The organism is Desulfoluna sp. HI9BLuna (assembly GCF_056829775.1).
Genome location: NZ_CP186555.1, coordinates 3418263 through 3430573, shown reverse-complemented (window position 1 = coordinate 3430573; position 12311 = coordinate 3418263). Strand labels below are relative to the sequence as shown.

The following is a 12311-nucleotide window of genomic DNA, read 5'->3' as shown; positions in this document are numbered from 1 at the left end:
GTGCAAATCAATAAAAGGAAAAAACCATGATCATCAAAGTCCTCGGTCCCGGATGCACCAAGTGCAACAAAACAGAAGCCATCGTCAAGGAAGCCGTTGCCGAAGCAGGCGTTGACGCCACTGTGGAAAAAGTCACCGACCTTCTGGCCATCGGGTCCTACGGCGTGTTCGGCACCCCGGCGGTGGTGGTGAACGAAGAGGTGAAAAGCGTGGGCAAGGTGCCCAAGAAAAAGGATGTCATCAAATGGCTCACGGCCTGATTCCGTGGTCTTGCTGCATACCTCGTCACCTGCGGCCGCATCGCCTGTCCGGCGTTCTGGCAACAGGTGACAAGCAAGAGCCCTGTCCGCACCCGCTCTGAACCACTCACCCATGGGGGAAAACCATGAAACGACTGATTCTCGTATTGACCGCCCTGCTGTGCCTTGCCGCAACCCCGGCCCTTGCCGACACCACGCCCGCCACCGAAGTACCGGCCAAAGGCATGGTCACCATGCTTGACCTGGGTGCCCACAAGTGCGTCCCCTGCAAAATGATGGCGCCCATCCTCGATGAACTTCAAAAGGAGTATGAAGGAAGGGCCGCCATCGTCTTCATTGATGTGTGGAAACACAAAGATGTGGCAAAAAAGTACGGCATCCGGGCCATTCCCACCCAGATTTTCTACGACAAAAGCGGCAGCGAAGTGAAACGACACGTGGGGTTCATGGACAAGAAGAGCATTGAGGCGGAGTTGAAGAGCCTCGGTGTTCAGTAAACCGCGAGCCACCGTCTGCACGCCGCAGGCAAGGATGTTCAACGCAGTTTAACCATGAAAGGTAAAGGCCCCCATGCTCTACGACCTTCTCACCACCGTCAACACCTGGATGGCCGGCACCTTCGGGCTGGCCCTTTTCGGCTGCTTTCTCTGGGGCATGATCAGCGTCATCCTCTCCCCCTGCCACATGGCCTCCATTCCCCTGATCATGGGGTACGTGGCAGGCCAGGAGAAAGCACTCCAGGCCCGGAGCGCAGCCCGATACGCCGTGGTCTTTACCCTGGGACTCTTCATCACCATCGCCCTTCTGGGCATCGCCTGCACCCTTCTGGGCCGCATGCTGGGGGACGTCAGCCCCTACTGGACCCTGCTCATGGGCGGCATCCTCATCTGGGTGGCCCTGGACATGCTCGGGGTGGAAGCCTGCGCCATGTCCGGCGGAGCCCTCTCAAAACTTCAGGTCCGGGGGCTCTTCGGGGCCTTTGTCCTCGGCCTTGCCTACGGTGTTCTCTCCGGTTCCTGCACCTTCGGGTTCATGGCGCCCATCCTGGCCGTCATCACCATCCAGGAAAAAATCGCCGCAGGGATCCTCCTCGTGGTCGCCTTCGGCATCGGCCACTGCGTCCCCATTGCCGTGGCGGGCTCCAGCACCGCCCTGATCCGTCGCCTCCTCACAAGCCAAAGCTTCCAGAGCGGAAGCCTGTGGTTCAAAAAAGGAGCAGGGGTCATCGTGGGGGGCCTGGGGTGCTATTTCATCGTAAGACCTTTTATTTAACGCTCACGGCAAGCCTCAGCCTTCTATGGTTAAAATCAGATAAATCACAGGGCCAAGAGGGCTCAAAAAAAACAAAAGCGATGCCTCCGGCGGCGAGGGTGGCGAAGCCTCTTAGGCAAAACACCTCGAAAGCAGGTTGCGGATGCGCTTTCCCCTTCGTTCCTCAGGGAAAATCACATTCGCTATTGATTCTGACTAGTCTGATTCTGTTTATTTTTTTTAAAGCTTTGCCACCGACAGGACCACCGGAGGCACTGACTATCATTAAACAAAAAAATAAAACTGGTCTCTTCTCAAAAACGGTCGCAAGCCCTTACCTTCCTCGCGAATGCCTCAAGGGTGATTGGATCATGACGACCTCCACGCATTCGCCACAAGGTTCCCAGGTGCCCCCACCTGGCCGCCGGAGGCACAAGCTCTCGTTAAACAAAAAATCCCCTCCGCCGGAAACAGGGCGGAGGGGATTTCTCATAGGGGAGACTGTATGTGGGAGCGTATCTTACAGCCTCAACCCACCGTTCACAGAGAGACAATGCCCCGTGATAAAGGAGGCCTCATCCGACGCCAGGAAGAGGCAGGCGCTGGCGATCTCTTCGGGCTCGCCAAGACGGCCCAGCATGGTCTTCCGGCGAATGGGGTCCAGCACTTTATCGGGGACGGTCTTCATCATCTCGGTATTGATGTATCCCGGCGCCAGGGAGTTCACCCGCACGTTGGCGCCTTTTCGGGCAAACTCTTTGGCCCAGCTTTTGGCCATGGCGATGACGCCCGCTTTTGTGGCAGCGTAATTCGTCTGACCGACGTTGCCGTACTCGCCCACCACCGACGAAATGTTCACGATGGAGCCTGTGCCCTGGTCGATCATCAGGGGCCCCACCAGCTGGGTGAGGTTAAAGACCCCTTTCAGGTTCACGTCACACACCAGGTCCCACATCTCTTCCGTCATCTTCTGAAGCAGGGCGTCCCGTGTGATACCGGCGTTGTTGATGAGCACATCGACCTTGCCGAATGTCCCCACGATGTCCTCCACAAAGGCTTTGAGGCCTTCCCGGTCGGTGACGTTGCAGGTGTATCCGAAGACGCCTTCGCAGTCGTAGTCGGGCTTGGTCATGTCCACCGCGATGACGGTGGCGCCTTCTCTTGCAAAGGTTTCTGCAATGACGCGGCCGATGCCTTGTGCGCCACCGGTGACGATGGCTGTTTTTCCACTCAATCTCATATCAACCTCCACGTGGGTTACTTGGATGGTGTGTCCAGGGTCAATCCCATGAGTCCCGGCTGAAAAATGGCCGGGTTCATGGTTTTCAGGGGCTCGGCAATGGCGGGTTTGAACCCCATGTGCCGCAGAATGTCTTTTTCAAGGTCCATGCCCGGGGCGATCTCCGTTAAGGTGAGCCCCTCTGCCGTCAGTTCAAACACGGCCCGTTCGGTGACGTAGACCACCTTCTGGCCCATGCGGTGGGCATACTCACCCGAGAAGGTGACCTGTTCCACCGCCTCCAGAAACTTGCTTCCACGCCCCTCCTCCTCAATGATCAGCTTTCCATCGGCCACAGAGGTCTTCAAGCCGCCCACGGTGAAGGTGCCGCAATAGACCACTTTGCCGGCATTCTGGGAGATGTTGATAAAGCCTCCGCAGCCGGCTACTTTCGTCCCGAACCGCGAGACATTTACATCCCCTTTGCCATCGCACTGGGCCAAGCCGAGAAAGGCCACATCCAGGCCACCGCCGTCGTAAAAATCAAACTGCGCCGGTTGATCAATAATGGCCGATGGGTTGATGGCGGCCCCAAAGCTCAGGCCGCCTGCGGGCACCCCGCCGATGGCCCCGGCCTCGGTGGTGAGCACCAGGTTGGTGACCCCCTCTTCATTGGCCACCATGGAGACCCCTTCGGGCATGCCGATGCCCAGGTTCACGATGGCATCGGGGACCAGCTCCATGGCCGCACGGCGGGCGATGATCTTGCGTTCTCCCAGGGGCAGGGGAGGAATGCTCTTGCTGGGAATGCGGATCTCGCGAGAGTAGGCGGGGTTGTACTGCTCGGCAAAGGTCTGCATGTGCTCGCGGGGTTCTGCCTCCACAATGGCATCCACATATATGCCCGGAATGCCCACCCGGCTGTGATCCAAGGTCCCGTTTTCCACAACCCGCTCCACCTGAAGGATCACCTTTCCTCCGGAGTTTTTGGCGGCCTGGGCAATGGCCAGCATCTCAAGGGTCAGGGCCTCCTTCTCAAAGGTGCAGTTGCCCTCACTGTCCGCATAGGTCCCGCGGATCAGGGCCACATCGATGGGCAGGGCGTGGTAGAGGAGCCACTCTTCGCCATGGATACTCACCACCTCCACGAGGTCCTCTCGGGTCACCTCGTTGAGCTTGCCGCCATCCATGCGAGGGTCCACAAAGGTGTGCATGCCCACCTTGGTGAGCACCCCTGGCTTTCCGGCGGCAATCTCCCGGTAGAGATGGGAGATGGCCCCTTGGGGAAAGTTATAGGCCTCGATCTTGTTCTCAAGGGCCAGGGTTCCCAGCTTGGGGGCAAGCCCCCAGTGGCCGCCGATGACCCGGCGGACCAGCCCTTCGTGGCCGAAGTGGTTCAGGCCGCGCTCCTTTCCGTCGCCCTGCCCCGCTGCGTAGATCAGCGTTAAGTCCGTGGGCAACCCGGTGCTGAGAAACGCCTCCTTCACACCCCGGGACAGCGCCTCGGGGTGCATGTTTCCCACAAACCCGCCTGTGGCCACCGTGTCCCCGGATTTAATCAGAGCAACGGCGTCGTTTAGAGTTACCTGCTTAGACATCTCCATCTCCTTTGCGCTTTAAACCAAACCGGTGAGCAGGTGAAACACCATGACGCATGTCACCGCGATAATGGGGGCGGCCACGGTCATGGCTGCCAGGTCAATATAACTCTGCTTGTGATCGAGTTTGCAGACAGACAACAGGGTGATGACGGCACCGCAATGGGGAAGGGAGTCCAGGCCACCTGCCGCCATAATCATCACGCGGTGCAGCACCTCCGGGTGAATGCCCATGGCGAGGAAATCCTTGGAGAGCACCTCAAGGGCGATGGCGGTACCGCCGGAAGCTGAGCCAACGATGCCCGCAAGAAGCGTGGTGGAGATACCGACTTTAAACAGTGAGGGGATGGCCAGGGCCACAATCCCAAGCTTCAAGGTGGTAAATGCTGCCAGGGACTTGATGACACCGCCGTACCCCACCTCGGATGCGGTGTTGAAGATGGGCAGCAGGGATCCCACCGCGCCATCGAAGATGGTCTTGTTGGACTCTCTCAGGTATCGATTCATGGAGATCAGGATGAACACAACCGCCACAGAAAGACCGATCACCACAGGCCAGGTGCCGTTTACGGCATAGCCGGCTGCGGTATACTTTGCCTTCACCGCGTCAGAGGCGAAGTAAAACTTGGTCAGGGCAAAGTTCAATATAAAGACGATGGCGATGGGTGCCATGGCCAGACCAAAGCCCGGAGCGTCCCCTTCAAGGTCCTCGAGGCCTTCGTTCAGATGGACCCCATACCCTTCTCCGGCCAGCTTGGCTTTTTTCGCACGATAGTTCAGAAAACCGGTGCCGCCAAAAAAGATGATCATGGAGCCCAGGAGCCCCAGAATGGGAGCGGCATAGATATCGGTGTCAAAATAGACCGTGGGCATGGTGTTGATGTACTGGGGAGATCCGGGAAGGGCCGTCATGGTAAACGTAAAAGCTCCCAGGGCAAGACATGCGGGGAGAAGGCGTTTGGGAACATCCGCCTCCTTAAGCAGCATGGAGCCGATGGGGTACATGGCAAAAACCACCACAAAGAGAGAGACCCCGCCGTAGGTGAGAAGGGAGGTGGCCACCACCACAGCATAGATGGCGTAATCGGGACCAATCTTCTCAGAGATAAAGTGGGCAATGGAACGGGCGGCTCCGGTGGCGCCCATGAGCTTGCCAAAGACAGCCCCTGCGATGAACACCGGAAAATACTTACTGATGTAACTGGCGGCCGCAGGCATAAAGACATTGGACAGCGCAGACAAAGCGGGGATTTCGCCCGAAAGCAGTGCTGCGGTCATGGCAAGGATCGGTGCCAGAACAAGGACGGTAACACCACGATAAGCGAAGTACATTAAAGCGAACAGCGTTAGGATAATTGCGATAACTCCCAGCATATTCATGCCTCCTTCGAAATTAGCCCGGATATGTCACGAGTCGAATGAACCCAAGGTCAAGGCATCAGAGCTGCAGATGGTGCGGCTTGGCTCAAGGCTCTGATAACGCAGAAGTGGGGTGTACCCAGCTCGCCCGAAGGGTGAGAAAATTGAGCAGAAAACCGTGAATGACATGTTGTGCTTTTGAGACACCTGATTCTTTCACAGTAACTGGTCGTAATGATTTTCATTTTTTCAAATAAACCGTTTTTCTCATGAACTACCCGGGTCAGGTGAGTTGCAGCAGGTATAGGATATAAAAGACAGCGAACAGCAGGCAGGTGACCATGCCCCATAACATTCCCTTCATGAAGCCAGGGCGTTTACCGGCATGGGCCCTGTGATGCTCCGCGATGGAATCCAACCCGTCAGGGTCTCTGAATACGCTGATCAAACGATGAAGAAGGGCCACCGTGAGCAAGGCTTCCACGATGAGCATTGCAAGGTAGGCCGCTTCAAGATTGGAGGGTAACAGATGGTCTGCAACGGTCAGCAGGCTGCATGCCATGGCCGAAGCCAGCAGCAGGTAATCGTTCTTTCCGGACGTTGCAACGGGCGAGAGCAGATCTCTGAAGACCATATAGACAAACACCAGGGCGAGATGCAGGTATTTGTTAGGCTGAGGATAGTAAATCTGCTGGGCAAAGATCAGAACGAGAGCGCCCTTAAAAAGAAACTGAAGCCACGAAGCCTCGTGTGCAAAGTAGCGTGGAACCCATGTGGTTGATCGGAAAGACGTCATATTGTTACCTCCTGCGAACCATAAAGCAGGAAGCATGCCACCTGAAAAAGCCCCTTAGAAAAACACAAATCGTGCGATTCAAGGACCTTACAGACATTCAGTGCCAGTATCGACGTTCACACCCGAGAACATCACCGTAAAGATAAGTTTACGATATCATCCCATTTCTGAAATGCGTGTTAACTTACATTTACACATACAAGCCGATCTCCCGGAGTGTAAACCAAGGTTTACACCCCCTGCTCACTTCATGCTGTACTTCTCAAGTTTTTTGTGGAGAGCCACTCTGGAGATGCCGAGATCGGCAGCGGTCTTGGTTTTATTGCCGCTGTGGAGAATCAGGCGCTCGGTGATGACCTTCCGTTCCATGTTTTCCAGGATGTACTTGAGCGGCTCCTGGCTGGCGTTGATGTTACCGCCCCTCAAAAAATGGGGCAGGTGCCACGGCTGAATCAACTCTTCTCCCTCCATAATATGGTAGGCTCGCTCCACAACATTCTTCAGCTCCCGGATATTCCCCGGCCACGAATAGGCCTGTAGAAGGCAGCTCGCCTTTGGGGAGACCCCTTTAACCCCCCGTTTCATCTTTCGGTTCAGGGCGCAGATGACATGGCCCGCGATGAGCTCAATATCTTCCCGCCGCCTTTTCAAAGGAGGGATGGTTAAGGTGAACACGTTGAGGCGGTAGAGGAGATCTTCCCGAAACGTCTTCTTCTCCACCATCTCGGAAAGATTTTTGTTGGTGGCGGCAATCACGCGCACGTCCACCTGTTTGGGCCGACTTGCACCGATGTGCTCCACTTCCCCTTCCTGGAGCACTCGCAGGATCTTGGCCTGCATCTGAAGCGGCATGTCACCGATCTCATCCAAAAAAATGGTGCCGTTGTTGGCCAACTCGAACTTGCCCAGTTTCGTACTTGCCGCTCCGGTGAAGGCCCCCTTTTCATGACCGAAGAGCTCCGACTCCAGAAGGTTTTCAGGAATGGCAGCGCAGTTGACCCTGATAAAGGGCTGAAAAGATCGGGGGGACTCCTGATGGATGGCATGGGCGAAGAGTTCTTTGCCCGTTCCGCTCTCCCCGAGAATCAAAACGTTGGAGTCTGATTGGGCGATGACGCGGGCATGATTCTTCAATGACTCCATGCGTGCGTTACGCGTGAAGATCACATCCATGCAATACCGTGCCTTATGAAGCTTGGAGATCTCATTTCGATACCGGTTCAACTCTTTTTCCATGGTCTTGAGCTTCTTATTGATCTCGCCCAGCTCATCCACATCCTGGAAGATCACCTTGCCCACAACCCCGGCAAGCTTGCCGTCCACCGTATAAGGAATGCGGGAGGCGACCATATGGTTGCCCTGTATCCTCTGGATATCGTTGAGTTCTGCCACCCCTGTCCTGGCGACAATATGAAGACGCGTGTTCTCCACCACCTCGGTGACGTGTTTGCCCACAACCTCCTGGTCTCTGACTCCCAGAAAGCCTTTGTAGGCATTGGACATCATGGTGATGTGCCCATGGGCATCGGTGACCACCAGCCCGTCATAAGCGGTTTCAAGAATTTGCTTGAGCAGGGATGTCTCCCGCTGACACGCTTCAAACTGCCGGGATAATTCACCCGCCTGGCTGACATCCTCAACCAGGACCACCACCCTGTCGGGATGGCCCTTGGACGCCATGGGGATTACGGAGACCTCATACGTCAAGTCACCCAGCATGGCTGTGGCGTTTTTATCTTCCCCTTCTGCAATGGCATCATCCACACCAAGCTTTGAGAGAAAATCACCGGCTTTTTCATGGGAATTGTAACCGGCAGAGCCTGAAATCAAGTAATACGCACTCGTATTCAGGCAAAAAAACTCCTTTTTCTTATTCATCAAAAAAACAGCATTTGAGATGGTATCGAGAATATGGTTCAGGGGTATCTGGCTGGTTTGCGACGGCTCTCCCACGGTCAAAGCCTCCTTCTTTTCATACACTTAATATCACCCAGAGAAGACTGGCCGGGACCGCATAAAGCGGCCCTGTCCCCAACGGAGTTTTGTCAATCCCATGTGTTTATGAAAAAACAGCGTACACCATCGAGTAAGGAATTTCAGGCCAATAAATGACACGACATAAAAAAACAGAACTTAGCAATGTGATACATGTCAGAGAAACGCTCCGAACCGGTTCGGGCAGGATCCACCTTGAAATCAAGCTATTTGATTGACATTCCCCGGAGCTTCTTCTATATCCGCAGATGCGGTGACGGCGTGATTTCAGCAGGCGCCGCCCGGTGTAATAGTCGCAGAGAAGGCCACCGACAGGTAGTGTGGTTCCTCGCATGATTTTTGGAGTGGGTTATGGTTGAAATTCTCGTCATCATGGCAGCAGGCATGCTCATCGGCTACCTGCTGCGCCGGAAAAAAGCTCTTTTTCCCATCCTGGACCGCATCGTCATGGCGGTCATCTTTCTCCTTCTCTTTGTCCTGGGGATCTCCGTGGGATTGAACGAGACCGTGGTAAGCAGCATCCACATGATCGGCGTGAAAGCCGTGGTCCTCACCTCAGGGGCGGTTTTCGGCAGCGTCCTGTGCTGCGCCCTGGCCTACCGCTTTTTCTTTGCAGACACCTTTGCACATGCCGCATCCGAATCAGCCGACAAGGAGGTGCCCCATGAAGGGTAGCCTCACCATCCTCTGCTGCTTTATCGCCGGGGTCCTGGCCGGGCTCTTTGCCGAGCTTCCCGCCTGGGTCACCCAATCGGACCTCACCCTCTGGGTCCTTTATGCCCTCATCTTTTTTGTGGGCATCGGCATCGGGGGCGACGCCACCACCTTCTCCGTGCTGAAAAAGAGCAACGTCCGCATCTTTCTGATCCCTAGCGCCATCATCGTCGGCTCCCTGGCCGGGGCTGCCGGGGCCTCCGTCTTTCTGACAGACGTCTCCGTCAAAGACGCCATGGCCATCGGATCGGGCCTGGGCTACTACAGCCTCTCCTCCATTTACATCACCGAGATGCGCGGGGAGACCCTGGGCACCATTGCCCTGCTCTCCAACATCCTGCGGGAGATCTTCACCCTGCTGGCTGCCCCCCTTCTCGTGGCGTGGTTCGGCAAAACCGCCCCCATTGCCTCGGCAGGGGCCACGGCCATGGACACCACCCTTCCCATCATCACCCTGAATTCCGGCAAGGACTTCGCCATTCTCGCCCTGTTCAGCGGCGTGGTTCTGACCATTGCCGTGCCCATTCTGGTGACCTTTATCCTGACGTAACCGGTAGGCACAATTTCCCTTGCGATTACGGCCCAGTGGTGCTGACATAAAGGCCATGGCAAAAAAGACAAAAGACGACATACGGATCATCCGGCCCGAACAGCTTCCCGCGGTGGAGCTGCTCACCGGACGGATCCACGATCACGCCTACCGCCCCCACGCCCACGAGGAGTATGCCATCGGCGTGGTGGAAGCCGGTGTACAGAGGTACCGGGAACCCGGGGGAACCTACCCCGCCCCGGCAGGGACCCTCTACACCCTCAACCCCGGGGACGTCCACGCCGGGGAAGCAGCCACCGAGGCGGGCTACCACTACCGCCTCGCCTATGTGCCGGAACGCCTCCTTCACAGCTATCTGGAGATTGAGCCGGGTTCGTTTCCAAACCATCCCCACTTCCGGAAACGCCTGACCCAGGACCCCGCCCTGGCCCGGGAATTCCACCGAGTCCTGGCCTCCCTGACCGATCCCGCCACCTGCCGCGTCAAGGCAGAATCCGAGCTGGTGCTCACCCTGCGTGCCCTGTTCCACCGACACGGTGAGCTGGCCCCAAAGGAGCTCCCCGACGCCGGAGCCCATGCCATCCGCCGGGTCAAGGAGTACATCAAGCAGCGCGCGGCCGAGCCCATCACCCTCACGGAGATGGCTGAACAAGCCGGGCTCTCCCGGTACCACTTCATCCGTGTCTTCAAAAAACACACGGGCCTGGCCCCCCACGCCTACCTCACCCAGGTCCGGGTCTTCCAGGCCAAGGCCGCCGTTGAGTCCGGCCTCCCCCTGGCCGATGCGGCCTTTGCCTCGGGCTTTGCCGACCAGAGCCACATGACCCGTTCCTTCAAGGCCATCTTCGGCATCACCCCCGGCAAGGTGCAGAAACACCACTAAAAAAAGGCCAAAGCGTGCCTCCGGCGGCAAGGTGGGGCACCTTGAAACCCTATGGCGAATGCATGATGGCACCCATTCGGCCTGCGTTATCGGGGCATTCGCGTGATGTGTGACATCTGGCAACCGTCTTTGAAAGAGAGGCCCATGTCATTCTTCGAAAAAACACGATCCAGAACGTTTGTGATTCGCGATTTTTTCATCATCATATCCAGGCTCCGCAGAACAATTCAGGCATGTTGTTCCAGTGCGTCGTTTTTTGCAGAACTTTTCTTGTAACTATTCAGTTGCCTCCGGCGGGTCGCTTTTTTGAAAAAAAGCTCCGCAAAAAACGTTTCTAATACGAACATGTCGGAATTGTTTCGGCGGAGCCTATGAATGATTGCTTGAGACCTGTTTATCAAACTTTTTAAAAGTTTGGCCCCCGGCAGGGCCGCCGGAGGCTTTTTTGATTTGAATAGTTGCCTTAGAAAGCACAAACAAAAAAGCGACCGCAATTTTGTTCAAGCCACCGGGTGACAGTGGGGCTAAGCTTGCCGGGTAAACCTTCCGGGCTGTCCTGGGGACAGCCGGAGCCATTATCCACCCATTGTTTCTTGTGTCAGGATGTTGACCATGTCGCGATTTTATGAAGGATGCAGAGATGCGCTGCCCGTGTCGGTGAGTGTGCTGGCCTACGGAAGCGTGCTGGGGGTGCTTGCCGCCAGGAAAGGGGTCTCCCTGGCCCAGCTTGCCGTCATGAATACGGCCGTCTTTGCCGGAACAGCCCAGTTTGTGATGCTGGAGATGTGGCAGGATCACCTGCCCCTCATTGAAATAACCCTTGCCGTGCTGGTGATGAACCTGAGGTACCTGCTTGTGGGCGCTTCCCTGCGTTCCCTCTTTGCCGGGAAACCCCTCTGGAAAAAACTGGCCTTCATGCACCTGGTGGCCGATGAGAACTGGGCCATGACCATGGCCGCCCAGCGGCGGGGCCAGGCGTCCGTGGGGCACCTCTTCGGTGGCGGGGTGTGCGTCTACCTCTTCTGGAGCGCCGGGACTCTGATGGGCCACACCATGGGTGCGGCCATCTCCAACCCCGAGGCCTTTGCCCTGGACTTTGCCTTTATCGCCGTGTTCCTGGCCCTGGTGGTGGGGCTCTGGCGCGGGGCCCGCAGCGACCTTTTCCCCTGGATCGTGGCTGCTGCGGCGGCCATCGCCTGCGAGAGGCTCTTTCCCGGCAAGTGGTACATCCTGGCAGGGGGGTTCAGCGGCTCCCTGGCCGCCGCCCTCACCGGAAACGAAGCCCCACACACCGACACCGAGGAGGCCGCCCATGCCTGAGTTCACTATCCCCCAAGCCTTTGCCCCCTGGGTCGCCATCGCCCTGGCTGCCCTTGTCACCTACAGCCTCCGGGCAGGCGGCCTCTTTGTCTCCCAATGGCTGCCCGAAACCGGGCCCATGCGCCGGTTCCTGGATGCCCTTCCCGGCACCCTGCTCCTCTCCCTGGTGGCTCCGGGCCTTGCCTCGGCCGGTCTTTCCGGCCTGGTGGCCGGGGGCGCCGTGGTGGGGGTCACCGTCAAAACCGGCAACGCCTTCATTGCCATGGTAGCGGGCACCGCCATCGTGGCCGGGTTCAGGGCCCTGGGCATCTGATCAAAAAAAGCCTGCCTCCAAAGCTTATTGCAAAAAAAAACGTTTGCCGCCCC

At 57.0% G+C, this 12311-nt stretch carries 13 protein-coding genes; 8 read left to right on the top strand and 5 right to left on the bottom strand.

The window, feature by feature from the left end:
• Positions 1-26: 26 nt before the first annotated feature.
• The 3 genes from ACOYW0_RS13905 to ACOYW0_RS13895 all read left to right on the top strand — a co-directional run bounded on the left by ACOYW0_RS13905 (position 27) and on the right by ACOYW0_RS13895 (position 1532).
• Positions 27-260: a thioredoxin family protein gene (locus tag ACOYW0_RS13905; RefSeq protein ID WP_482414466.1), complete on the top strand. Its 234-nt coding sequence runs from the start codon at positions 27-29 to the stop codon at positions 258-260.
• A gap of 125 nt (positions 261-385) precedes the next feature.
• On the top strand, positions 386-757 hold the full coding sequence (locus ACOYW0_RS13900; protein ID WP_482414465.1) for a thioredoxin family protein: 372 nt from the start codon (positions 386-388) through the stop codon (positions 755-757).
• 73 nt (positions 758-830) lie between these two features.
• The gene (locus ACOYW0_RS13895) at positions 831-1532 is read left to right on the top strand and encodes a cytochrome c biogenesis CcdA family protein (RefSeq protein WP_482414464.1); all 702 of its coding nucleotides are present in this window, start codon (positions 831-833) and stop codon (positions 1530-1532) included.
• 499 nt (positions 1533-2031) lie between these two features.
• Here the strand turns inward: ACOYW0_RS13895 and fabG are convergent, their stop codons facing one another.
• The 5 genes from fabG to ACOYW0_RS13870 form a co-directional block, all read right to left on the bottom strand.
• A complete protein-coding gene (gene fabG / locus ACOYW0_RS13890; protein ID WP_482414463.1) occupies positions 2032-2751 on the bottom strand; it encodes a 3-oxoacyl-ACP reductase FabG in 720 nt (239 codons plus the stop codon).
• 17 nt (positions 2752-2768) lie between these two features.
• Positions 2769-4328, bottom strand: coding sequence for an acyl CoA:acetate/3-ketoacid CoA transferase (locus tag ACOYW0_RS13885; RefSeq protein WP_482414462.1), 1560 nt, complete (start codon positions 4326-4328; stop codon positions 2769-2771).
• Positions 4329-4346: 18 nt separating this feature from the next.
• On the bottom strand, positions 4347-5702 hold the full coding sequence (locus ACOYW0_RS13880) for a GntP family permease (protein WP_482414461.1): 1356 nt from the start codon (positions 5700-5702) through the stop codon (positions 4347-4349).
• Positions 5703-5970: 268 nt separating this feature from the next.
• On the bottom strand, positions 5971-6483 hold the full coding sequence (locus tag ACOYW0_RS13875) for a hypothetical protein (RefSeq protein ID WP_482414460.1): 513 nt from the start codon (positions 6481-6483) through the stop codon (positions 5971-5973).
• A gap of 243 nt (positions 6484-6726) precedes the next feature.
• Positions 6727-8313 carry a sigma-54 interaction domain-containing protein gene (locus tag ACOYW0_RS13870; RefSeq protein WP_482414459.1) on the bottom strand — a complete coding sequence of 529 codons (1587 nt, stop codon included), beginning with the start codon at positions 8311-8313 and terminating at the stop codon, positions 6727-6729.
• 516 nt (positions 8314-8829) lie between these two features.
• Here ACOYW0_RS13870 and ACOYW0_RS13865 point away from each other — a divergent pair.
• From ACOYW0_RS13865 to ACOYW0_RS13845, 5 genes are all read left to right on the top strand, one after another.
• Positions 8830-9153: a LysO family transporter gene (locus ACOYW0_RS13865; protein ID WP_482414458.1), complete on the top strand. Its 324-nt coding sequence runs from the start codon at positions 8830-8832 to the stop codon at positions 9151-9153.
• Entirely contained in the window at positions 9143-9742 is a 600-nt protein-coding gene (locus ACOYW0_RS13860; protein WP_482414457.1) for a LysO family transporter, read from the top strand. The genes ACOYW0_RS13865 and ACOYW0_RS13860 overlap by 11 nt, the downstream gene beginning before the upstream one ends.
• 55 nt (positions 9743-9797) lie before the next feature.
• Entirely contained in the window at positions 9798-10625 is an 828-nt protein-coding gene (locus ACOYW0_RS13855; RefSeq protein ID WP_482414456.1) for an AraC family ligand binding domain-containing protein, read from the top strand.
• Positions 10626-11237: 612 nt separating this feature from the next.
• Positions 11238-11945, top strand: coding sequence for an AzlC family ABC transporter permease (locus ACOYW0_RS13850; RefSeq protein WP_482414455.1), 708 nt, complete (start codon positions 11238-11240; stop codon positions 11943-11945).
• Complete coding sequence (locus tag ACOYW0_RS13845) at positions 11938-12258, top strand: AzlD family protein (protein WP_482414454.1); 321 nt, start codon at positions 11938-11940, stop codon at positions 12256-12258. The genes ACOYW0_RS13850 and ACOYW0_RS13845 overlap by 8 nt, the downstream gene beginning before the upstream one ends.
• The last annotated feature ends 53 nt before the right edge of the window (positions 12259-12311 follow it).